15 protein-coding genes and 1 pseudogene are annotated in these 22,380 nt (G+C 73.8%); 7 read left to right on the plus strand and 9 right to left on the minus strand.

What is annotated here, in order from left to right:
* Positions 1-86: 86 nt before the first annotated feature.
* The 7 genes and pseudogenes from ACZ3KP_RS37665 to leuC all read right to left on the minus strand — a co-directional run bounded on the left by ACZ3KP_RS37665 (position 87) and on the right by leuC (position 10,314).
* Positions 87-1,337 carry a class I SAM-dependent methyltransferase gene (locus ACZ3KP_RS37665; protein WP_467505257.1) on the minus strand — a complete coding sequence of 417 codons (1,251 nt, stop codon included), beginning with the start codon at positions 1,335-1,337 and terminating at the stop codon, positions 87-89.
* A complete protein-coding gene (locus tag ACZ3KP_RS37670; protein ID WP_467505259.1) occupies positions 1,321-5,346 on the minus strand; it encodes a non-ribosomal peptide synthetase in 4,026 nt (1,341 codons plus the stop codon). The genes ACZ3KP_RS37665 and ACZ3KP_RS37670 overlap by 17 nt, the downstream gene beginning before the upstream one ends.
* Positions 5,343-6,611: a M20 family metallo-hydrolase gene (locus tag ACZ3KP_RS37675; RefSeq protein WP_467505261.1), complete on the minus strand. Its 1,269-nt coding sequence runs from the start codon at positions 6,609-6,611 to the stop codon at positions 5,343-5,345. Before ACZ3KP_RS37675 ends, ACZ3KP_RS37670 begins: the two co-directional genes overlap by 4 nt.
* Positions 6,608-7,717 (minus strand): branched-chain amino acid aminotransferase, encoded by a 1,110-nt coding sequence (locus tag ACZ3KP_RS37680; protein WP_467505263.1) that lies wholly within the window; start codon positions 7,715-7,717, stop codon positions 6,608-6,610. The genes ACZ3KP_RS37675 and ACZ3KP_RS37680 overlap by 4 nt, the downstream gene beginning before the upstream one ends.
* Before the next feature lie 38 nt (positions 7,718-7,755).
* On the minus strand, positions 7,756-8,109 hold the full coding sequence (locus ACZ3KP_RS37685; protein WP_467505386.1) for a nuclear transport factor 2 family protein: 354 nt from the start codon (positions 8,107-8,109) through the stop codon (positions 7,756-7,758).
* An 84-nt stretch (positions 8,110-8,193) separates the two neighbouring features.
* Positions 8,194-8,736: pseudogene (gene leuD / locus ACZ3KP_RS37690) on the minus strand (3-isopropylmalate dehydratase small subunit); the annotation flags it as partial.
* Between the two features lie 198 nt (positions 8,737-8,934).
* Entirely contained in the window at positions 8,935-10,314 is a 1,380-nt protein-coding gene (leuC, locus tag ACZ3KP_RS37695) for a 3-isopropylmalate dehydratase large subunit (RefSeq protein WP_467505388.1), read from the minus strand.
* Positions 10,315-10,571: 257 nt separating this feature from the next.
* Between leuC and ACZ3KP_RS37700 the strand changes: the two genes are divergently transcribed.
* From ACZ3KP_RS37700 to ACZ3KP_RS37710, 3 genes are all read left to right on the plus strand, one after another.
* Positions 10,572-11,567, plus strand: a complete 996-nt coding sequence (locus tag ACZ3KP_RS37700) for a TauD/TfdA family dioxygenase (protein WP_467505265.1) — start codon at positions 10,572-10,574, stop codon at positions 11,565-11,567.
* A gap of 265 nt (positions 11,568-11,832) precedes the next feature.
* Positions 11,833-12,165, plus strand: coding sequence for a transposase (locus ACZ3KP_RS37705; protein ID WP_143614919.1), 333 nt, complete (start codon positions 11,833-11,835; stop codon positions 12,163-12,165).
* A complete protein-coding gene (locus ACZ3KP_RS37710; RefSeq protein WP_467505267.1) occupies positions 12,162-13,073 on the plus strand; it encodes an IS3 family transposase in 912 nt (303 codons plus the stop codon). The genes ACZ3KP_RS37705 and ACZ3KP_RS37710 overlap by 4 nt, the downstream gene beginning before the upstream one ends.
* On the opposite strand, the gene ACZ3KP_RS37715 is transcribed toward ACZ3KP_RS37710, so the two are convergent.
* A complete protein-coding gene (locus ACZ3KP_RS37715) occupies positions 12,990-14,279 on the minus strand; it encodes a LeuA family protein (protein ID WP_467505269.1) in 1,290 nt (429 codons plus the stop codon). The genes ACZ3KP_RS37710 and ACZ3KP_RS37715 overlap by 84 nt on opposite strands.
* Positions 14,280-14,482: 203 nt before the next feature.
* Here ACZ3KP_RS37715 and ACZ3KP_RS37720 point away from each other — a divergent pair, with 203 nt between their 5' ends.
* From ACZ3KP_RS37720 to ACZ3KP_RS37735, 4 genes are all read left to right on the plus strand, one after another.
* Positions 14,483-15,763, plus strand: a complete 1,281-nt coding sequence (locus ACZ3KP_RS37720; protein WP_467505271.1) for a glutamate synthase-related protein — start codon at positions 14,483-14,485, stop codon at positions 15,761-15,763.
* Positions 15,741-15,965 (plus strand): MbtH family protein, encoded by a 225-nt coding sequence (locus ACZ3KP_RS37725; protein ID WP_467505273.1) that lies wholly within the window; start codon positions 15,741-15,743, stop codon positions 15,963-15,965. The genes ACZ3KP_RS37720 and ACZ3KP_RS37725 overlap by 23 nt, the downstream gene beginning before the upstream one ends.
* On the plus strand, positions 15,962-17,809 hold the full coding sequence (locus ACZ3KP_RS37730) for an amino acid adenylation domain-containing protein (protein ID WP_467505275.1): 1,848 nt from the start codon (positions 15,962-15,964) through the stop codon (positions 17,807-17,809). The genes ACZ3KP_RS37725 and ACZ3KP_RS37730 overlap by 4 nt, the downstream gene beginning before the upstream one ends.
* Positions 17,810-17,882: 73 nt before the next feature.
* A complete protein-coding gene (locus tag ACZ3KP_RS37735; RefSeq protein ID WP_467505277.1) occupies positions 17,883-20,960 on the plus strand; it encodes an amino acid adenylation domain-containing protein in 3,078 nt (1,025 codons plus the stop codon).
* Between the two features lie 163 nt (positions 20,961-21,123).
* Here ACZ3KP_RS37735 and ACZ3KP_RS37740 read toward each other — a convergent pair whose 3' ends face one another.
* Positions 21,124-22,380 (minus strand): ATP-grasp domain-containing protein, encoded by a 1,257-nt coding sequence (locus ACZ3KP_RS37740; RefSeq protein WP_467505279.1) that lies wholly within the window; start codon positions 22,378-22,380, stop codon positions 21,124-21,126.

Below are 22,380 nucleotides of genomic sequence, written 5' to 3' on the forward strand. Positions count from 1 at the left end.
GGGAGGAAGGGGTGAGGAAGGGCAAGGGGGTGGGCCCCACACCGGTCGGTGTGGGGCCCACCCCCTTGCCTCCCGTCCGCGGACGCCTACGCTCCCGACGGGACCGACACGGCCCGCAGGTGCGGGAACGCCGGGGTGGTGAGCCGGATGCGCAGGTCGCGCAGTTCGTCGCGGTCCGGCACTCCGCCGCGGTCGGTGAGCAGCTCACGGACCGTGCGTTCGCCGTCCGCCACGTCCGGCAGCCACGGCACGACCGGCGCGGGGCCGGCGACCAGTGGCTGGGGGGCGTCCAGCGGCTGGTAGCCGCCCGCGCGCCCCATCACCCACACCCGCTCGCTCGTCGTCACGGGGACGAACGCGGTGTCCAGGAACGCCTCGTCGCGGTCCGACTCGCGCAGGGCGGGCCACGGGTTGTCCGTGCGGCGCAGGTAGAACCACAGCAGCGGACTGCGGTCGACGCTCAGCGCCTGGGTGACCTGCCAGCGCTCCACCTCGGTCAACCTGTCGGCCTGGCGGCTGAGTTGCTGGTCGCCGGAGGGCACCCGCCAGTCGTACAGGTCGAGGCCGGTGGCGAGCGGGCTGGCGCAGGGTGCCTCCAGGGCGAGCCCGGCCGTGCGTGCCGTCTCGTGCAGGGTACGGACGGTGAAGTTGCGCTCGCAGGGGTTGAGCCAGCTGTCCGCGAACTGCTCCTCCGGCTCCCCGAGGTCGGCGCGCAGCTGGCGGGTGAGTTCGCTGTCGCGGGTGAGGGAGCCGGCGACGCGGCGGGCGAACCAGAGGTCCTGTTCGCGTCCGAGCAGCCGCATGGCCTCCTGGAACGCGGTGATCTCGCGCCGGTGGTAGGCGTTGTAGACCATGAGTTCCAGGACGCCGGTCGGTTTCAGGGCGGCGGCGAGGCGGGCGAGGAGCATCCCGGGGTCGGGGTGGTGGTGGATCACCCCGGTGCACACGACGTAGTCGAACTCCTCCCGGTACGGGGCGTCGCTTATGCCCTCCTCGCGCAGGCTCAGGTTGGTCACGCCGATCTGGTCGCGTGCGGTGCGGCACAGGTCCAGGGAGTCCGTGGAGACGTCGCTGCCGACGACCTCGGCGGCGGGGAAGCGCAGGGCGACGATCAGCGCCTGGTTGACGCCGCAGCCGGGCACCCATACGCGGGCGTCACGCGGGAGGCGCCGGTGGGTGAAGTCACCCAGCTCCTGTGCGAGCAGGGCTGGATGGAGAGACGGGTCGTCGGGTGCGGTGAGACGGGTGGCGTGCCAGGGGTAAGGGAACTCGGAGTAGAACTCGCCGATGATCTGTTCGGCGTCCGTGCCGGCGGTCCTGTCAGTGTGCGTGGTCATCGCGTGCCTTCCCTCCCCGGGCGATCAGTTCCCGCAGCGCCGCCGCCGAGGAGGCCGCGGCGGGCAGTTGCATCATTCCCAGGTGGTCGCCGCCCACCTGGATGTGCTTGACCGGTCCCCCGGCGTGCTCCTGCCACTGCGCCACGAGGAGGATCTGGTCGTCGCCGTCCTTCTCCTGGGAGGTCAGGACGGTCATCGGGCCGTCGTAGAAGCCGACTTCGTAACCTCCGAGTGTTTCGAGCTGGCGCTGCCAGATGAGCAGCACGTCCTGGGGGAAGAGCGAGTAGTCGCGGCAGGTGGCGGGGTCGATGCCCATGGCCTGGAACAGGTCGCCGCGCAGCACCGCCTGGAACTCCGCCTCCCGCTCCTCGTCGTCGGCCAGACCCAACCTGGTCCGGATGCGGCGAAGTTGGCGTACATAGCCGCGCCAGCGGGTGTTCTCGTGCGGGGTGGAAGGGTCGAGCAGCACCAGGTGGGCGACGTCCCCGCCGAGCGCGCGGAGCTGCCGGGCGGTCTCGAACGCGGTGACCGCGCCCGCCGACCAGCCGACCACGTTGACCGGACCGGACACGGTGTCGTGGATCTCCGCGGCGTAGCGGGCGGCGGTGTCCTCCAGGCGGTCGTCGCCGTCGGGGTCCTCGCCGCGCAGGGCCCCGAGGGTGAGCCCGTACAACGGTCCCTCGCCGCGCAGGATCTCGACGAGGTGGCGGTAGCAGAAGACCGTGCCGCCCAGGGGGTGGACGAACACCGTGGGCACGCCGTCGCCGTCGGGGGCGAGCGGCGCCAGGCTGCGGCCGCCGCCGGACGGCTGTGCGGTCTCGCCGAGCGCGGCGGCGATCCCGGCGACCGTCGGGTCCTGGAGGAAGCGGGCGAAGGTGAGCTGGGCGCCGAGCAGGCCGCGCAGGCGGGCGACCACGGTCAGGACGAGCAGGGAGTTGCCGCCGAGGCCGAAGAAGTTGTCGTCCGGGCCGAACGCGTCGGGGGCGAGGCCCAGGACCTCCGCCCACGCCCGGGTGACGGCTTCCTCGGCGGGCGTGCGCGGACCCCGGGGCGCGCCGGTGGCCCCGCCGCCCCACTCCGGCTCGGGCAGGGCCGCCCGGTCGACCTTGCCGTTGGCGTTGAGCGGAATTGCTGCGAGCTCCAGGATCCGGGCGGGCACGAGATGCGCGGGCAGGGTGCGGGCGAGTTCGGCGCGCAGGGCGGCGGCGTCGAAGGCACTGCCCGGCTCCGGCACGACATGCGCGACCAGGGCGGGGGCGCCGGCGGGCGTGTCGGCGGTGACCACGAGGGCTTGGCGGACGCCGGGGGCCGCGACGAGGGCGGCCTCGACCTCGCCCGGCTCGACCCGGTAACCGTTGATCTTGACCTGGTGGTCGGACCTGCCGAGGAACTCCGCCTGCCCGTCGGGCAGCCAGCGGCCGAGGTCGCCGGTGCGGTAGAGCCGTGCGCCGGGCGGGCCGTACGGGTCGTCGACGAACCGCTCGGCCGTGGCAGCGGGCCGGTTCGCGTAGCCGCGGGCGACGCAGGCCCCGCCGATGTGGATCTCGCCGACGACACCGGGTGGCACGGGTGCCCCGTCACCGTCCAGGACGTACAGCGTCGTGTTGGGGATGGGCCGTCCGATGGGCAGGGTGGCCGGTGCCTCGGCCTCGCACGCTCCCGGGGCGGCGGGGGGCGGTATCTCGTACGCGCTGTTGGCCACGGTCGCCTCGGTCGGCCCGTACTCGTTGAGCAGCGGTATGTCGGGGGCGAGCGCGCGCCAGGCGGCGAGGGCCGCGGGCGGGAACGCGTCGGCGCCGACGACGAGCAGCCGGGCCAGGCCGCGGGCCTGCGCGGGGGTGAGCTGGGCGGTGAGCAGTTCCAGATGGCCCGGGGTCAGCTTGATGAAACTGTAGGGGGCTCCGCCCGCGAGGACCTCGCCGAGGCGGTCCGGCGGAAGACCGTCCGGGGCCAGGGCGACGGACTGGCCGGTGAGCAGGGGGGTGTACAGGTCGGGCACCACCATGTCGAAGGCCATGGAGGAGAAGAGCGGGGCACCGCCGTCGCCCTCGGCCGCGTACCGGCTCACGCACCAGGCGAGGAAGTTGGCGAGGCCGCGGTGCTCCACGAGCACGCCCTTGGGCCTGCCGGTCGAGCCGGAGGTGTGGATGACGTACGCGAGCGCGCCGGCGTCCGGCCCCCCGGGCAGGTCGCTCTCGGCGTGCACGGCGACGGCGGGCCACGCCTCGTCGAGCACGACCACGTCGCCGCCGAGGGCCGCGGCCCGTCCTGCCAGGGCCGACTCGGTGACGACCAGACGCGCGTCGGTGTCCTCGACGACGAAGGCCAGCCGGGGGTCGGGGAAGGCCGGGTCGAGCGGTACGTACGCGGCGCCGGCCTTCCACACGGCGAGGCAGGCGACGACGAGGTCCGGCGAGCGGCGCAGGAGCAGCGCGACGCGGTCGTGCGCGGCCACGCCCTGGTCCACCAGGTAGCGGGCCAGTCGGTTGGCCCGGCCGTTCAGCTCCGCGTACGTCAACGTACGCGTCCCCTCGCCGAGTTCGCGTACGGCCACGGCCTCGGGGGTGCGGCGGACCTGTTCTTCGAAGAGCCGGTGCGCGCACCGGTCCTCGAACGGCGCGCTGCCTCCGTGGGCGAACCGCTCCAGCACCTCGGCGCGGCGGTGCTCCGGCATGACGGGCAGGTCCGTGAGGGGGGTGTCGGGCGTCGCGAGGGCGCTGTCGAGCAGCGCGGTGAAGCCTTCGGCCAGCGCGCGGGCGCCGGTGGCGTCGCAGACGGCGGTGCGGTAGGTGAACTCGCCGGTCAGGCCCTCGGCGTCGGGCCTCAGCACGAGCATCAGGTCGGTCTTCGGCGCGTGGTCGGGGAAGGGGAACGCGGTCGCCGCGCAGCCGGGCAGGCGCAAGGCGGGCGCCGTGTCGTGGTCGAGTTCGAAGAACACGTTGAACAGCGGGTTGCGCAGCCCCGAGGAGGCGGCGGTGCGCACGGTGTCCAGGACGTCCTCGAACGGCACCCGTACGTGCTCGAAGGCATCGAGCACGGTGTCGGTCACCGTGTCCGTGGCGTCCCGGAAGGTGAGGTCCGCCCGGACGCCGGTGCGCAGGGCGAGGGTGTTGAACAGGGGGCCGACGGCCTGGCGCGCTTCCTCGGTCAGCCGGGTGGACGCGGTCGTGCCGACGGTGACCTCCTCGGTGCGGCACAGCCGCGCGAGCAGGGCGGCGTACGCGGTGAGCAGGACGGCGTAGCGCGTGGTGTGCGCCTCGCGGGCGTACGCGTCGACCCGCCGGACCAGGGACGCGGACAGCGCGAAGCGGTGTCCGGCCCCGTCGCGGTCCGTGCGACCGGGGGTACCGGTCAGGGGCAGCGCCAGGGGCTGCGCGCCGTCGAGGCGACGGCTCCAGTAGGCGAGTCCTTCGGCGTGTTCCTGCTCGGAGACCGTGGCGTGGCGGAAGTAGTCGGGGGTGTCGTCGTACGGGAACGGCCGCGGGGGCGGTTGCGTCGCCGGGGACGGGCCGGCGCCGGTGCGGTGCGCGTAGGCGCGGCTCCAGGCGTCGTACAGGATCTGCACGGAGTCGCCGTCGCAGACGGCGTGGTGCAGGTGGAGTGCGACGATGTGGTCCTCGGGACCGAGGCGTACCAGCATGGCGCGCAGCAGGGGGCCGTTCTCCAGGTCGAAGGGGACGCGTGCGGCGGCGGCGACGCGGTCCCGCGCGGTGTCCTCGGCGGCGGTCGCGGGCAGGGTGCCGAGGTCGGTCTCCGCCAGTGGGGCGGCGAGGTCCGGATCGGCCACCAGGGAGAGACCGTTGTGGCCGTAGCGTGCGAAACGGGAGCGCAGCAGGGGTTGTTCGGCGAGTACGTCGCCGAGTGCGGCGCGCAGTGCGCTCCGGTCCAGGGGGCCGGTCAGGCGTACGGCGGTGGAGACGGTGAACTCGGAGCCGATCGGGTCGAGTTGGGAGGCCAGCCACATGCCCCGCTGGATGGGGTGGGCGGGCTGCCGGGTCGCGGTGGTCATGACGTCGTTCCCTCCAGGAGGGCGCAGCCGAGCAGGACGTCGGCGCCCCGGACGAGGTCGGCGGGCGCGGTGCGTTCGTAGGGGACGTGGCTCGCGCCCTCCTCGCTGGGCACGAAGATCATGCCGGTGGGGGCGATGCGGGCCATCCACTGGGCGTCGTGTCCGGCCCCGCTGGGCAGGGTGACGCTGGACAGGCCGAGGGCGTCGGTGGCGCGGCGCACGGTGTCCCGCCGGTCCGGGTCGCAGGGGGTGGGGCTCACCCGTTGCACCTCGGCGACGTCGACGCAGGTTCCGGTGGCCCGGGCGGCCTCTTCGCCCAGGACCCGCAGCCGGTCGAGGCCGGCCTCCAGGTTGTCCTCGGACATGTCGCGCAGGTCGACGACGAGCGTGGCCCCACCCGGGACGACGTTCCACGCGCCGGGTGAGACCTGGCAGTCGCCGACGGTGGCGACCCTGACCACGCCGTCGGTGCCGGTGAGTCCGGGGACGCCGACGGTGATCCGGGCCGCGGCGAGCAGCGCGTCGTGGCGGTCGGCCATGGGGGTGGTGCCCGCGTGATTGGCCTGGCCCCGGACGGTGACCTCGGCGGTGAGGCGCCCGGAGATGCCCTCGACGATGCCGATCTCGGCGCCGGAGCCGATGAGCACCGGCCCCTGTTCTATGTGCAGTTCGAGGTAGGCGGCGACGGAGCCCGCGCTCCGGCGGACGTCGTCGACGCGCAGGCTGTCACCTCCGGCGGCGTCCAGGACCTGGGCGAGCGGGCGGTCCTCCCCGGCGACGCGCAGTTCCAGTTCGCCGGGGGCGAGGCAGCCGGCGACGGCGCGGGAGCCGAACATGGCGGGGGTGCCGGTGGTGCCCTCCTCGTTGCTGAACGCCATCACCGTCAGCGGCCGGTCGAGCGGGGTGCCGCGTTCGTGCAGCGTGCGGGCGACCTCGACGGCCGCGAGGACGCCGTACGCCCCGTCGTAGGCGCCGCCGCCGGGGACGGTGTCGAGATGGGAGCCGAGCAGCAGCGTCGGGGCGTCCGGGTCGCGGCCCGGACGCGTGCCGACGAGGTTGGCGGCGGCGTCCACGTGGACCGTGAGTCCGGCCTCGCGCATCAGCCCGGCCACGAACTCCTGTCCCTTGACGTCCTCGTGGGTGAAGGCGCGGCGCGTCACGCCGCCGTCGCCGGTCGCCCCGATGGCGCGCAGCCGCTCCAGGGTGTCCAGCAGCCGGGCCGCGTCGACGCGCGCCGGACTGAGCGAGGTGGTGGTCGTGGTCATCGCCGTGCCCCCGTCGTCGTGGCGTGCCGCCAGCCGTGGACGTCGGGGATCAGGCCGTGGTGGTGGGCGAGCAGCCGTTCCTTGACGGCGCTGGTGACGGGCCCGGTAGTGCCGTCTCCGACGGTCCACTCGCGGTCGCCGTCGCGGACGCGTCCGACGGCCGTGACGACGGCGGCCGTGCCGCACCCGAACGTCTCGGTGATCAGTCCCGACGCGCACCCCTCGCGCCATGCGTCGAGGGCCACGGGCTCCTCACTGACGCGGAGGCCGAGTTCGGTGGCGACGGCGATGACCGAGTCGCGGGTGATGCCGGGCAGGAAGTTGCCGTTCAGCGGCGGGGTGACGACGGTGAGGTCGTCGCCGCTGCCGCGGACGAAGAACAGGTTGGCGCTGCCCATCTCCTCCACCCAGCGGCGCTCCACCGCGTCCAGCCACACCACCTGCTGGCAGCCGGCCCGGCCGGCGGCGAGCTGGGCGGGCATGGTGGGCGCGTAGTTGCCGGGTGTCTTGGCGCTTCCCGTCCCGCCGGGGAAGGCACGGGCGTAGTCGCGGCAGACCCACGCGGAGACGCCGTCGGGGCTGTCCCCGAAGTAGCTGCCGATCAGGAAGGAGATGACGACGACGGTGTACTCGCGGGCGGGGCGCGGCACCACGTTGGCCTCGGAGGCGAACATGTACGGCCGCAGGTACAGGCTGTACCCGGGGCGGTCCGGGACGACGTCGGTGTTCGCCTCGACGAGCCGGTCCAGGGCCTCGACGAAGAGGTCGTCGGGCAGCTCGGGCATGGCCAGGCGGCGGGCCGAGCTCCGGAAGCGGCGGGCGTGGTCGCGGGGCCGGAACACGGCGAAGGAGCCGTCGGGCTGGCGGTGCGCCTTGAGCCCTTCGATGATGGACTGGCCGTAGTTGAGCGCGGCGGTCGCCGGGGAGACGGACAGGTTCTCGTGCGGGCCGAGCCGGGGCACGGTCCAGCCGTCGTCCTCGGTCCACCGCAGCGTCACCATGTGCGGGGTGAAGTCGCCTATCTCCGCCTTCCCGATGCCGGACTCGCCCGGCGAGGTCGCGCCGGCGGCGTGAGCGGGTGCGGGTGCGGCACTGCTGACGGTCATCTGGTGGTCCTCCGGGGTGCGTCGACAGCGGTGGGTGATCAGAAGTTGAGGACGAACAGGAAGGAGTCGCGGCGCGTGAACAGCCCGTCCGGGCCGAACTCGAAGATCTCGGCGAACCGGTGGGCCTGCTCCCGGCCGTCGCTGAGGTGGCCGCTGAAGGCGCCGTCGACCGCCAGGGCGCCGTCGCTCAGGAGGACCCGGGAGAGCGTGTGCGTGCCGTCGGCGACGGTGCGCTCGTCGCGGTAGTACGCCTCGATGGCGTCGCGGCCGACCAGCGCGGGGCTGCCGGGCCGGTGGTAGACGGCGTCCTCGTGGAAGAGGGCCGCGAAGCCGGCGAAGTCGCCCTCGTCGATGCGGCGGTACAGGGCGTGGACGCGGTCCTCGGGTGACATGGGCGCCTCCTGGGCGGAGTGGGACCGCCGCGCACGGCGGGGACCGGCCGCCGGGAAGCGGGCCGTGGTCGTCGGGGTGGGGGCCCGGCGCGCCTCGTACGCGCGCACGTCGTCCTCGTGGTGGAGCGTGGCGCCGATGGCGTCCTGGCCGCGCAGCAGCCGGATCTGGGTGTCGGCGTCGAGCGCGAAGGGCTGGACGATTCCCGCGACGGTGACGGTGAGGTCCGCCAGGTCCACGCGGACCTCGGTGGCCGGGTCGGCGTCGACGGCCCGCCAGACGGCGTCGACGAAACTCTGCGGCACGGTGACGGCGTACAGCCCGTTGAACCAGGCGTTGGCGCGGAAGATGTCCCCGAACCGGGGTGAGAGGACCACGCGGATGCCGTGTTCGGCCAGCGCCCAGACGGCGGCCTCGCGCGAGGAGCCGGTGCCGAAGTTCTCGGCGGCGACGATCACGCTGGCGCCGCGGTGGCGGGGGTCGTCGAGGACGAAGCCGGAGTCGTCGGCCCGCCGGTCGGCGAACAGGCCGTCGGCGAAGCCGGTCCGCCCGGTGTTGGTGCAGAAGCGTGCCGGGATGATCTGGTCGGTGTCCACGTCGCGTACGCGCAGCGGGACCGCGGTCCCCACGTGTACGCCGGCGGGCGGGCGGGCCGTGGGAGCGGTGGCCGGGGGCGGGGCCGAAGTCGTCGGCGTCATCGCCGTCTCCTCTCCTCGTCGGTGGGGTCCTCGGGTGGGTCGTGGGGGTGATGGCGCGTGCGGCGACCGGAGCGGTGTGCCGACCGGCGCCACCGTGAGGTCACGCTCCGGGCGGGCGCCGCTCGTCCGTCACAGGTCGTCGGGGCTCGCGATCCGGCCGCGTACGGCGGTGGCCGCGGCGACCGCGGGCGAGACGAGGTGGGTGCGCGATCCGGTGCCCTGGCGGCCCTCGAAGTTGCGGTTGGTGGTGGAGGCGCAGCGCGTCCCGGGGGCGAGCCGGTCCTCGCCCAGGCCGACGCACATGGAACAGCCGGGCGCGGCCCGGAAGTCGGCCCCGGCCCGGGCGAAGATCTCGTCCAGACCCTCCGCGGCCGCCTCGGCGCGCACCCGGGCCGAGCCGGGCACCACCACGGTGTCCACCTGGACCCGGCGGCCCCGCAGCACGGCGGCGGCGGCCCGCAGGTCCTCGATCCGGCTGTTGGTGCAGGAACCGATGAAGACGGTGTCGACCGCGATGTCGCGGACGGCGGTGCCGGGGGCCAGGTCCATGTAGTCCAGGGCGCGGCGGGCGGCGGACGCCTCGGCCGCGTCGCCCAGCTCGCCGGGGTCGGGCACCCGGCCGTCCAGCGGCACGCTCTGGGCCGGGTTGGTGCCCCACGAGACGCGGGGCGGTACGGCCGCGCCGTCCAGGGTGACCTCACGGTCGAAGACCGCGTCGTCGTCCCCGGTCTGCGCGAGGCCGTCGAAGCGCCCGGCGTCGCGGGGGGCGGCCCGGCGCAGGTAGTCCCGGGTGACCTCGTCCGGTGCCACGATCCCGGCCCGTGCGCCCATCTCGACGGCCATGTTGCACAGCGTCATCCGGCCTTCCATGGACAGCGCCCGCACGGCCTCGCCGCGGAACTCCACCACGTGGCCCTGCGCGCCGGCCGAGCCGACCCGGTGGATCACCGCGAGGGCCAGGTCCTTGGCCGTGCTGCCCGCGGGCAGGGTGCCGGTCACCGTGACGGCCATGTCCTTCGGGCGGGCCAGGGCGAGGGTCTGGGTGGCCAGGACGTGCTCGACCTGGCTGGTGCCGATACCGAGAGCCAGCGCGCCGAACGCCCCCAGGGTCGTGGTGTGCGAGTCGCAGCAGACGACCGTCGTCCCCGGCCGCACCAGGCCGAGTTCGGGTCCGATGACGTGCACGATGCCCTGCGAGGCACTGCCGAGCCGGTGCATCGGGATACGGAACTCGGCGCAGTTGCGGGCCATGGTCCGCCGCTGGAGCCGCCGTGCCGGGTCCGGGTCGACGTGGTCGACGGCGCGCGTGGGGGTGCTGTGGTCCTCGGTGCCCAGGGTGAGGTCCGGACGGCGTACGGTGCGGCCGGCGTCCCGCAACCCGGCGAAGGCCTGAGGGGTGTTCACCTCGTGCAGCAGGTGGAGGTCGATGTAGAGCAGGTCGTTGCCGGCCTTGGTCCGGCGCACGACGTGCTCGCGCCACACCTTCGCCGCGAGTGTCCGGGGGGACACGCCCGCGGCCGTCGTCACGGATGACACGTCCGGGGCCGTTGCCTGGGATGACACGGCGGGCACCTCCGCATTCCTGGTGATCGTCTCGGCCGGGGCTCTCGTGGTCCCTCGCCCGGTTGTCCGGCTTTCCGGCCCATCGAAACACCGGGGTCGAGACCCGGGAATCGACAGCCGTGATGAACTCGCTCGCCCCGGGGTGGAGTTCGCTCGGCCGCCCGACCGATGAATCGCGCGGGCCGCGGGCGCAGCATGGCGGAATGGAACCGATTCACGTACTCACCCCGGACCAGCGCGACGAACTGACCGCCGTGCTCGGCGCCGTGCCAGGGAATCCGTACCGGGACCACCGGGAATTCGTCGCGGGTGTCGCGGAGGTCGACGCGCCGCGGTTCCTCGTGGAAGTCTGCGAGCGCGTCCGGCAGGACCGGCTGGACGGCATCAGCGAAGCCCACGTGCTGCGCAACTGCCCCGTCGACCCGCACATCCCGGACCTCGACCTCGACGACCCGGTCGCCGACAAGTACCGCAAGAAGACGACCTTCGTCGGTGAGGCGTTCCTCGCCCTGGTCGCCCGGCTCACCCGGACGCCGCTCATGGCGTACGGGAGCAGGAACAACGGGGACTTCTTCACCGACGTCATCGCGATCAACAAGTACAGCGGCATGCAGACGGGGTTCAGCGACAGCGAGCTCCCCTTCCACAACGACCGCACCGCGCACTGGGCGCGGGCCGACCACATCGCCCTGCTGGGCATGCGCTGCCCGCAGGACGAGGTCATCTACACGACGTTCGTCAGCGGGCGCGCCCTGCTGCGGTATCTGTCGGACGAGGACCAGGAGATCCTGCGGCAGCCGTACTTCACGACCTCGTTCGACGTCTTCTCCCAGGCCACCAACAGCACCCAGCGGTCCTCGGGCGCGCACCCGATCCTGGAGGGCGACCACTCGATCCGCTACCTGGAGACGACGACGACCGTGCTGCCCGACGCCCCCGGCGAGGCCAAGGACGCGCTGCTGGCCATGAAGAACGCCCTGGTCGTCGCCGAGAAGCAGCGCCATCGCCTGCGCGACGGGGACCTGTTGCTCTTCGCCAACCAGGACGGGCTGCACAGCCGGGACCGCATCGAGATCCTGGACGCGGACCGGGCCGCCACACGCTGGCTGCTGAAGACGTACGCGTTCCGCGACCAGGCGAGGGCCGACTCGTTCACGGGCCGCTGGAAGGACGGGGTGCCGGGGCTCATAGACGACTGACACGCCGGCCCGCACCGCGCGGGACCCCGGGCGGCCCGTCACCGACGACGGGCCGCCCACGCGCGCCCGCGCAGAGCACGGCGGCCGGGCCCGGCCCCGTACGAAGGCGGCCCGGCACGACGAGGGCGGTGGGAGCCGGACCGTGAAGTCCGGCTCCCACCGCCCTCGTGCGCGGCGTTGCGTCTCAGCGCGCCGCCCCGACGGTGAGCAGTTTGTCCCTCCCCTCGTAGCGTGGAGTCCGTGATTGCAGGGGAAGTTGGGGTTCATGGGGTCCAAGCAACGGACGTACACGCCTGAGTTTCGTGAGGGTGCTGTACGCATCGTGATCGAGACGGGCAGGCCGATCCCGGAGGTCGCCGAGGAACTCGGCGTGCATTCCGGCACGCTGCACAGCTGGGTGTCGCGGTGGAGGCGCAACGGGTCGGCGTCGTCCGACCGGCCGACCGAGCCCGCGCCGCCGGGTGGACGGATGCGCGAGGCCGAGCGCGCCGAGCTGGAGCGGCTGCGGCGGGAGATGTCGGAGAAGAACAAGCGGATACGCGAGCTGGAGATGGAGCGTGATGTCCTCAAGCGATGCATGGTCCTCTGGGTGAAGTGACCGTGACGGACCCGGCCGCCCTGGCCGCGTTCATCGGTAACCAGAGGACCGCGCACTGCGTCCCGCACCGTCTGGCCTGCCGGGTCCTGGGGGTGTCGGAGTCCTGGTTCTACAAGTGGCGCGACAAGCCCACCACCGCCCGTGAGATCCGGCGCGGGCAGCTGGCGGACGTGATCCGGCAGATCTTCGAGGGCTCGGGCGGCACCTACGGCTCCCCGAAGGTCTGGCTCCTCCTGGTCCGCGCGGGCTGGCGGGTCTCGGTGAACACTGTCGCCCGTCTGATGGCCGAACTCGGCCTGGCCGGACGGAAGGTCCGCCGACGGCGCGGGCTGACCCGGCCCGGCAAACGGTCGGCGGCCCCGGACTTCGTGCGGCGGGACTTCACTGCGGACGCTCCTGACCAGGTGTGGTGCGGCGACATGACTGAGATCACCACCGGTGAGGGCAAGCTCTACCTGGCCACCGTCATCGACCTGTTCTCGCGCCGGCTGCTCGGTTACGCGATGGGCGCACGCCATGACGCCGAACTGGTTGTGGCGTCCTTGAACATGGCCGCGGCCACCCGCGGCGGTGACGTGAAGGGCGTGATCTTCCACAGCGACCGCGGCAGCGAATACGGCTCCCGGCGCTTTCGCCGGGCCTGTCGCCGCTTGGGCGTGACCCAGTCCATGGGCCGCGTCGGGTCGTGTTTCGACAACGCCGTCAGCGAGGCGTTCAACAGCGTGCTCAAGGTCGAGTACGTCTACCGGCACACGTTCGCCACCCGCACCGAGGCCCGGCTGCGGATCGCGACCTGGATCACCGGCTTCTACAACACGCACCGACTACACAGCGTGTGTGGATATCAGAGTCCGATCGACTACGAGCACGACCACCGGGCCAACTCCGCCTTGGAGCTGGCCGCTTAGAAGATCTCCACAGTTCGAGGGGATTGACAGTTCGTCGGCGAGCCTGCGCCGCAGGACCGAGATGTCCTCGCAGTCGCCGCCGTCGCGTTCGGTGATGTGCCGGCGGTAGAGCGCCTCCATCCGGTCGTCGTCGACGTCCACCCGCATGTTCTCCAGCAGGTGGCGCAGCACCGAGCGGCCGGAGTGGCGGGCGATGAGCAGGGAGCGCTCCCGGCCGAAGCGGTCGGGTTCCACGAACTCGTACGTGGCGGGGTCCCGCAGTATCCCGGCCTGGTGGATACCGGCGGCGCTGCCGAAGGCGTACGTTCCGAAGATCGCCTTGTTGCGCGGCTGGTCCAGCCCGATGATGTCGCGCAGCGCCTCGTACACGCCGTACATGGCCACGGTGTCGATGTCCGTGTACAGGCCCAGCGAGTCGCTCTTGTACGACAGGAGCGCGACGAGTTCCTCCAGGGCGGCGTTGCCCGCGCGCTCCCCGATGCCGCCGACCGTGGTCTGCACGCCGTCGGCCCCGGCCTGCAGGCCCGCGAGGGTGTTGGCCGTGGAGAGCCCGAAGTCCTCGTGGCAGTGGGTGAACACGCTGATGGGCGGCGGTGTCCAGGAGCGGACCTTGCCCATGAGCTCACCGTACTCGGCCGGGGTCATGCAGCCGGAGGTGTCGGCCGCCACGACGCAGGTGATCCCGGCGTCCACGCCCGCCTCGATCTGGGCGCGCAGCAGTTCGTCCGAGCCGCGCGAGGCGTCCTCCAGCGCGAGCGAGATGTAGGGCACGCCCATCCGGCGGGCGTGGGTGACGCACTCGACGATCTCGTCGATGGACTCCTTGCGGGAGATGCGGCGCTTGCGGTCGAGGTGCAGCTCGCTGGAGGTGGCGAGGATCTGCACCTCGTGGTTGCGGGTGCCACCGGCGGCCACCGCGCAGTCGATGTCGGAGCGCACGGCGCGGCAGAACGTGGTGAACCGGGCGCGGGTGAGGTGGCGGGAGATCAGCCGGGTGGCCTCCATCTCCGCGGGTGAGGAGGCGGGGAAGCCGGTCTCGACGACGTCGACCCCGAGTGCCTCGATCCGCAGCGCGAGTTCCAGTTTTTCCTGCGGTTTCATGGAATTGCGCGGCGCCTGTTCGCCGTCCCGCAGAGTGGTGTCGAAAATGGAAACTCGACGTTTTTCCATCGGTAGCCCCTTTCGCGGCCTTCCAGATGCTCTCATCGAGCCACGGGCATCGCGAGACGGTCAATCATTCTCACGCCCAACTCCCTCCACCGGGGGCGGAGATGGCCTCCTCTCCGGGTCCGGTTCCGAGCGGTTTCCGGGAAACTTCCGACCGGAAGTTCCGGGTGGGTCCGCACCGCGGGCTACGTTGGTGTCCACCCTTTGCGACGGGATCTCACATTCCATTACGGGAGGCCCGCATGAGCGGCATGCTGCGCGCGCCAGGATTTCCGGAGGCCGCCGTGCGCCATCGCGCGCGCACGGGTGTCGAGGCGGCTTTTCCGCCGCTTGACGGCTATGGCGCGACGCTCTACGGCAGCGGCTGGTCCGGGCCGGGGCACGACGATCCGCTGGAGCGGCTGCGGCTGCTCCCCCCGGTGTTCATGGAGCAGCGCCTGGAGAAACTGATCGACCTCGGGCGCGAGCCAATGCCGTCGGACGTGTCCCTGGAGACCGTGATCGGCGGATTTCCGTCCCGGCTCCCCTTCTACGTCTCGGCGTTCGGCTCGACCGCCGCGGCCCGCGGCGACCTGGGCACCTCCCTCGGGCGGCAGGCGGCCCGGCTGGGCATCCCCCTGGTCGTCGGCGAGAACGTGGTGCCGGTCATCGGCTACGGCCGACTCGGGGCACAGCCCGCCAGGGCGCTGCTGGCCCGGATCGAGGCGTACGGAGAGGAGGGCGACGACCGCCACGGCGGGATCGTGGTGCAGCAGAGCACCGAGGACGCCGACGCGGAGGTGTGGAACCTGGTCTACAGCGACCCGGCGGCCCAGCCGTTCCTCGAAGCGGGGCGGCTGGCCTTCGAGTTGAAGACCGGTCAGGGCGCCAAGCCGGGCCTGGGCGGGATGACGCTGATGGACGGCGAGGCCGCGGCGGCGGTGGCGGAGCAGTACGCGCTGCTGCCGATCCCCGGTGACCGCCGGACGCTGCGGTCCTCCAGCCCCGGTACGTACACGGAGGAGATCCTGCGCCAGCAGATCAACCTGATGCGCAACAACTACCCGCGGGCCCGGGTGTGGGTGAAGCTCCACCCGGGCCGGGACGTCGGCGCGGCCGCCCGGGTGGCCTGGGCGGCCGGCGCGGACAGCGTCACGGTGGACGGCGCCGAGGGGGGCACGGGCTGGGCGCCGGGCGGTTTCCTCGACCACGTGGGACTGCCGCTCTACGACTGCCTGCTGGCCGCCGGCGAGGGCCCGGGGTGCCTGCTCGCGGGGGGCCGGATCTGGGAAGGGACCCGGGCGGTGAAGTGCCTGGCGCTCGGGGCGCGGGGGGTGGGCCTGGGGCGGGCGGCGCTGGTCGCCGCCGACGAGGACCCCGAGGAGGGACTGCTGAGGCTGGCGGCCTGCCTGGACCTGGAGGTGCGCATGCTGATCAGCGCCCTCGGCAAGTACGACACGACCGCGGTGAACAGGGACGACGTCGGCCCGCTGCCGACCGTACGGAAGGAAGAGGTGCCCCATGGCGAATCCGTTCGAGGATGACTCGGCCCCCTATCTGGTGCTCGTCAACGACCAGGGGCGGCACTCGCTGTGGCCCGACGGCATCCGGGTGCCGGACGGCTGGCAGGTGGTGCTCACCCGCCGGGACCGGGCTGCCTGCCTGGAGTACGTGGACCGCCACTTCACCGTGGTGGCGCCCCGGCCGGGCGAGCCGGCCCCCACCGGATCGGGGCCGGGACGGTGACCGCCCGCACGCTCCCCGCGCTCGTCGCCGCTCAGGCGGAGCGCACCCCGCACGCCACCGCCGTCGTCTCCGACCAGGTCACCCTGGACTACGCGGAGCTGTGGCGCCGCGTCCGTGAACTGGCCGGGGTCCTGCGCCAGGACGGCATCGGCCCGGGCAGTGTGGTGGCGGTCCGCCTGGACCGCTCCCCCGACCTGGTGGTCGCCCTGCTCGGCGTGCTGACCGCCGGCGCGGCATATCTGCCGCTGGAGAAGGACACCCCCGCGCAGCGTGCCGCGCTGATCCTGGAGGAGGCGGCGCCGGACCGGGTCCTGACCACGCTCCCCACGGCGTCCCCCGCGGGGACGACCCCGGGGGCCGAGGTGGTGCGCGCGCGCCCCGATGACCCCGCCTATCTCATGTACACCTCCGGTTCCACCGGCCGCCCCAAGGGCGTCGTGGTGCGCCAGGAGGCCATCGCCCGGCATCTGCGGTGGATGCGGGAGGCGGTCCCGCTGGCGGCCGACGACCGGGTGCTGGTGAAGACACCGGTGGGCTTCGACGTGTCCACGTACGAGTACTTCTGGCCGCTGATCTGCGGCGCCGCCCTGGTCGTCGCGCCACCGGGCCTGGAGCGCGAGCCGCACGGCCTCGCCGCGCTCGTCGCGTACCGGGGCGTGACGACGATCCAGTTCGTCCCCTCGATGCTGCGCCTGTTCCTGGACGCGGACGTCGCGGTCCACTGCCGGACGCTGCGGCGGATCATCTGCATCGGCGAGGCGCTGCCCGTGTCGCTGCGCGACCGCTGCCTGGCCCTGCTCGGCGCCGAGTTGCTCAACCTGTACGGGCCGACCGAGGTGACGGTGGCGGCCACGGCGTGGCCCTGCCGCCCCGGCGCGGACCCGGACAGCGTGCCGATCGGCGTCCCGGTCGCGGACACCGGTGCGCACGTGCTCGACGAGCGGCTCGACCCGGTGCCCGTCGGGGTGACGGGTGAGCTGTACCTCTCGGGCGCGCAACTCGCCGAGGGATATCTGGCGCGTCCGGGTCAGACGGCGGAGCGCTTCGTGGCCAATCCGCTGGGGCCGCCCGGCTCGCGCCTCTACCGCACCGGTGATCTCGCGCGCCGACGGGCCGACGGGGCACTGGAGTTCGTCGGCCGCACCGACGGGCAGGTGAAGTTCCGGGGCCGGCGCGTCGAGCTCGGCGAGATCGAGGCGGTGCTGTGCACCCACCCGGCCGTGACCCAGGCGGCGGTCGTCCTCGCCGGGCCGCAGGACGGCGACCGGTGGCTGGCCTGCTTCGTCGTACCCGCCCAGGGCGTGCCCGTACCCGAGCCGCACGCCCTGGGCACGCACCTGCGGGACTCGCTCCCGGACGCGCTGGTGCCCACGGCCTGGGCGGTCCTGGAGCGGGTGCCCCTGACCGGCAACGGCAAGCTCGACCGGGCGGCGCTGCCGGAGCCGCCGCGCCCCGGCCCGGCACCCGCCACGCCGGCCGCCGCCACCGCGGCCGCCGCCACCGCGCGGGCCGCCACCGCGCGGGCCGCCGACGAGGTGACGGCCTGGCTGTGCGGCGCGACCGACGAGGTGCTGCGGCGCCCGGCGGGCGACGCGACGCCGGGGCACTCCTTCGTCGGCCTGGGCGGCGACAGCATGGCGGCGATGCGGCTGGTGAACCGGGCCCGCGCGCGGGGCCTCGCGCTCACCGTGGCCGACGTCCTCGGATCGGCCACGCTGGCCGAAGTCGCCGCCTCGGTGGGCACGCCGGCACCGGCGGCCGGCACCGCCGCGGAGCCGGAGCTGCTGCCCGACCTGGATCCCGGCGAGTACGCCTCCTTGGCCGCGCAGCTCTCGCGCGGCTGACCGCCACCCGGGCCGGGCCCCCGCGCGGGCGGCCCCGGGCCGGGCCCCCGATCCGTCCCTGAGCGGAGGACAGATGTCAGCACCGGCCATCAACGAAATACTCCCCCTCACCCCTCTTCAGGAGGGCATCCTGTTCCACTCCCTGGCGGAGGACGGGGCGCGCGGGCTCTACGTCGCGCAGTACACCGTCCCGCTGGAGGGCCCGCTGGACGAGGCACGGCTGCGCGACGCGGTACGGCGGACGCTGGTGCGCCACCCCAACCTGCGGGCCCGCATCCACCACCGGGCCAACGGACAGCCCGTGCAGGTCGTCCCCCGTGCCGTGGAGCCGCACTGGTCGGTGGCCGGCCCGGACGACGGTGACGCCGTGCTGCGCGCCGCGCGCACCGGCGGCGTCGGCGTCGAGGGCGGCCCGCTGATCCGTTTCGACCTGGTGCGCGACGGCGCCGACCGGTACCGCCTGGCGGTCACCGCGCACCACTGCGTGCTGGACGGCTGGAGCGCCTCCGTGCTGCTGCGCGAGGTCCTCGCCGGGTACGCCGACGAGGACCTGGCGCCACCGGTGCCGTACCGCGGCTTCCTCGGCTGGCTCGCGCGGCGCGACCGGGCGGCCGCCGAGCGGGCCTGGCGGGAGGAACTGGCGGACGCGCCGCCGACGCTGCTCGCGCCGGAGTCGGCTGGGACGGCCGCGCGCTGGGCGACGGTCGTGCGGGAGCTCTCACCCGCGCGGACCGCCCAACTCGGCGGGCGGATGCGGAGCTTGAACGCCACCCTCACGACGGCCGTCCAGGCCGCGTGGGCGCTGGTGCTGGCACGCCACACCGACCGGGACGACGTCACGTTCGGCTCCGTCCTCAGCGGCCGCCCGGCCGAACTGGACGGCGTCGAGGACATGGTGGGCATGCTCGTCAACACGGTGCCCGTGCGGGTCCGGACGGGCGCCTCGGCGACCCTGGCCGACCTGCTCGCCGACGTACGGGCGCGGCGGCTGGCGCTGGCCCCGCACGACCACGTGGGCCTGGGCGAGGCGGCCAGGGCCGCCGGCGTGGACGGGCCGCTGCTCGACACGACGGTGACCGTGGAGGCGGTGCCCGACGTACCGCCGCGAAGCCGGGACGTGGGCGGACTGCGGATCGGCGAGGTCGGCTGCGAGGAGACGGCGCACTACCCGGTGACGGTGGTGGTGACGCCCGGGGAGCGCCTCTCGGTGCGGTTGCACCACGACACGAGCCGTGTGCCCGCGGCTGTCGCGCGCGTCCTGGCCACCCAGCTGACGCGGGTGCTCGGCGTGATCGCGGACGATCCCCGCGCGCGCCCCGGTGACATCGAGCCGTGTGACGCGCAGGAGGCCGGGCGGATGCTGGACGCGGGCAGGGGCGAACGCTTTCCGCTCCCCCGGCATCCGTGCGTGCACACGGTGTTCGCCGAACGGGCAGCCCGCGAACCGGACGCGACCGCCCTGGTCTTCGAGGGCGAGCGCGTCTCCTACGGTGAACTGGACCGGCACGCGAACCGGTTGGCCCACCACCTGATCGGCCTCGGGATCGGCCGCGGCGACTGGGTGGGGGTGCGCCTGGAGCGTGGCCCGCGCCTGGTGACGGCCCTTCTCGCGGCCCTCAAGTCGGGTGCCGCCTATGTGCTGCTGGACCCGGACTTCCCCGGCGCGCGGGCCGCCGAGTGCGTACGGGCGACCGGCTGCCGGACCGTGGTGAGCGACCGCCCGCTGCCGGACGAGGTGGCGGAGCGGGACGGCCCGCGTCTCGTACGGATCGACGATCCGCGTATCGAAGGGGCGCCCGGGACCGATCCGGGGACGCCGGTCGACGGCGAGGATCTCGCCTGCGTGCTGTTCACCTCGGGGTCGCAGGGGCGGCCCAAGGGTGTGGTGGCGCCGCACCGGGCGCTCGTCGGCAGCCTGCTGGGGCAGGCGTTCGCGCCGGTGACGCCGTCGGACGTGGTGCTCCAGTGCTCGCCGATGTCCTGGGACGCCTTCGCCTTCGAGCTGCTGTCCGCGCTGTTCGCGGGCGCCACGTGCGTCCTGCAGCCGGGCGGGGCGCCCGAGCCGGAGGTGGCCGTGCGGCTGATGGGCGAACACCGCGTCACCGTGGCCCATTTCTCCTCCAGCCTCCTGAACTTCCTTGTGGACGCCCACCCTTCGGCGTTCGACACGGTCCGGCTCGTCCTGACCGGCGGCGAGGCCGCCTCCCCCGGACACCTGGAGCGCCTGCTGCGCCGCCGCCCCGGGCTGACTCTGGTCAACGCCTACTCGCCGCTGGAGTGCATGATGGTCACCGTCTTCCGGCGGGTGACCCTGGAGGACTGCCTCGACGGCTCCGTCCCCCTCGGCGGACCGGTCGCCAACAAGCACTTCTACGTCCTCGACGACCACCTGCGGGTGCTGCCGCCCGGCATGGTGGGCGAGGTGTACCTCGGCGGTGTGGGCGAGGCGCACGGCTACCTGGGCGAGGCCCGGCTGACGGCCGAACGCTTCGTGGCCGACCCCTACGGGCCGCCCGGCTCGCGCATGTACCGCTCCGGGGACCTGGCCCGGTGGCGCGCCGACGGGGCGGTGGAGTACCTGGGCAGGCGCGACGACCAGGTGAAGCTGCGCGGCTTCCGGATCGAGCCCTCGGAGGTGGAGACGGCGCTGGCCCGGCACCCGGGGATCTCCGGTGCCCGGGTGCTGGTGCGCACCGAGGGGCCGGGTGACCAGCGGCTCGTCGCCTACGTGGTGCCGCACGGCGGTACGCCGGCGGAGCCGGAGGAGCTGCGCACGCACGCGGCCGCCGTACTGCCCGAGCACCTGCGGCCGGTGGCGTACGTGACGCTGGAGCGGTTCCCCACGACGCCCAACGGGAAGCTGGACCGCCGGGCGCTGCCCGCCCCGGAGTACGGCTCGGCGGCCGCGTCCTCGCCGGCTCCGGACGATCCCGTGCGGGCGCGGCTGTGCGTGCTGTTCGCCGAGGTGCTGGGCGTCGAACGGGTCGGTGTGGACGACGACTTCTTCCGTCTGGGCGGCCACTCGATCCTGGCGCTGCGCCTCCTGGGCCGGATCAAGGCGGAGTTCGGCCACGAGGTGCGGCTGCGCACGCTGCTGCGCCGTCCGTCCGTGGCCGGCGTGGCCGGCGAACTGGCGGCGGCGCCGGGCTGACACGGGCACCGGGCCGGCCCTGGCCTGAAGCGGACGACGGGACCGCCGCGCGCCGGTGCGCGGCGGTCCCGTCGTGCGTCCCACCCCCGCACGCGCACGCGCCCCGCCGGACAGGTCCCGGCGGGGCGCGTGTGGGGGGTTGGTCCGGGGCGGGTGGTCCGGGTCAGGCGCCGGCCAGCGCGTCCTGCTCGGTCGCGATGACGATGCGCTCGGACGCCGTACGGGCCGTGCGTTCGGCGCCCCGGCCGTCCGGCCCGGTGGCGATCACGAAGCCGGAGCGCTCCCAGGAACTGCGGATCGGTTCGACGTGCGAGCCCACGTCCACGGCGACGGCGACGTCGCGCACGCCCGCCGTGGACCGGGCCTCGTCGATCCCGCTGACGGACGTGACGCGCCCGGGCGGGACACCCAGGAACCGGATGGCGGCGCCTTGCGGCCGCCGTGGCACCGCAGCGGGCTCCTCCCCGGCCGCGACACGGAACCAGTTGCGCAACAGATCCCAGTCGTAGGCGAGTTCGATGAGCCGGTGGATCTGGTCGCCGGGCAGCCGCGCGGCGCACTCCACCAGGTGCGGCACCCCGTCCTCGATGATCCACTCGCCGTGCATGACGCCGGTGCGGAATCCGGACGCGCGGGCCAGGACCAGCATGCTGGCGCGCAGTGATTCGCGTACGCCGCCCTCGGGCGGAGCCGGGACGACGTGTCCCATCTCCACCGGATGGACCCCGCCGAGCAGACGCTTGGCGGTCACGTTGCAGAACAGCGCGGTACCGTCGCGCAGCAGCAGCTCGACACTGAACTCCTCGCCCAGGAGCCGTCGTTCGGCCAGGCAGGGGCCGGGCCCCCCGTTCAGGCGCATGGTCCCGCCGATGGCGTTGCGCGCGGTGGTGTGCCGCCAGGCCGCCGCCACGTCCGCGCCGGGTTCGAGGACGAGGACGCCTTCGCTGGACTGGAGGGTGGCGGGCTTGAGGACGAACCCGTCGGGGCACCCGGCGGCGAACTCCGCCGCTTCGGCCGCGTCGGACACCTCTCTCCAGGCGGGCTGGGGGATGCCCGCCTCGTCGGCGAGCCGCCGCTGACGGCGCTTGTCGCGGAAGGTCCGGGCGGCCTCGGTGCCGGGGCCGGGCAGGCCCCAGGCGTCGGCGAGGACCGCTGCGGCCACGACGCCGTAGTCGTTGCCGGGCAGCACGGCCCGTACACCGGGCGGCGGGGTGACGAGGGCGGGCAGCCGGTCCGCGTCGGTCTGGACCGGGGCGGGCAGGACGTCGGCGAAGCAGGCGATCTCGCCGGTGCGGTCACGGGCGCCCCGCACGGCGAGGACTTCCGGTTCGTCCACGACGAGGACGCTGTCCGGCGCCAGGAAGCCGTCGAGGACGCGCAGCAGGTCCGCGCTGTATCCCACCAGGACGTATGCGGGCAT

Source organism: Streptomyces sp. NPDC020958, assembly GCF_055562175.1.

What these genes read in the sequence shown, in the direction of transcription:
- ACZ3KP_RS37700 (WP_467505265.1), top strand. Translation starts at nt 10,572, where the DNA reads ATGGAACCGATTCACGTACTCACCCCGGACCAGCGCGACGAACTGACC.
- ACZ3KP_RS37740 (WP_467505279.1), bottom strand. Translation starts at nt 22,380, where the DNA reads ATGCCCGCATACGTCCTGGTGGGATACAGCGCGGACCTGCTGCGCGTC.
- ACZ3KP_RS37670 (WP_467505259.1), bottom strand. Translation starts at nt 5,346, where the DNA reads ATGACCACCGCGACCCGGCAGCCCGCCCACCCCATCCAGCGGGGCATG.
- ACZ3KP_RS37725 (WP_467505273.1), top strand. Translation starts at nt 15,741, where the DNA reads ATGGCGAATCCGTTCGAGGATGACTCGGCCCCCTATCTGGTGCTCGTC.
- ACZ3KP_RS37665 (WP_467505257.1), bottom strand. Translation starts at nt 1,337, where the DNA reads ATGACCACGCACACTGACAGGACCGCCGGCACGGACGCCGAACAGATC.
- ACZ3KP_RS37675 (WP_467505261.1), bottom strand. Translation starts at nt 6,611, where the DNA reads ATGACCACGACCACCACCTCGCTCAGTCCGGCGCGCGTCGACGCGGCC.
- ACZ3KP_RS37715 (WP_467505269.1), bottom strand. Translation starts at nt 14,279, where the DNA reads ATGAGAGCATCTGGAAGGCCGCGAAAGGGGCTACCGATGGAAAAACGT.
- ACZ3KP_RS37685 (WP_467505386.1), bottom strand. Translation starts at nt 8,109, where the DNA reads ATGTCACCCGAGGACCGCGTCCACGCCCTGTACCGCCGCATCGACGAG.
- ACZ3KP_RS37735 (WP_467505277.1), top strand. Translation starts at nt 17,883, where the DNA reads ATGTCAGCACCGGCCATCAACGAAATACTCCCCCTCACCCCTCTTCAG.
- ACZ3KP_RS37705 (WP_143614919.1), top strand. Translation starts at nt 11,833, where the DNA reads ATGGGGTCCAAGCAACGGACGTACACGCCTGAGTTTCGTGAGGGTGCT.
- ACZ3KP_RS37720 (WP_467505271.1), top strand. Translation starts at nt 14,483, where the DNA reads ATGAGCGGCATGCTGCGCGCGCCAGGATTTCCGGAGGCCGCCGTGCGC.
- ACZ3KP_RS37680 (WP_467505263.1), bottom strand. Translation starts at nt 7,717, where the DNA reads ATGACCGTCAGCAGTGCCGCACCCGCACCCGCTCACGCCGCCGGCGCG.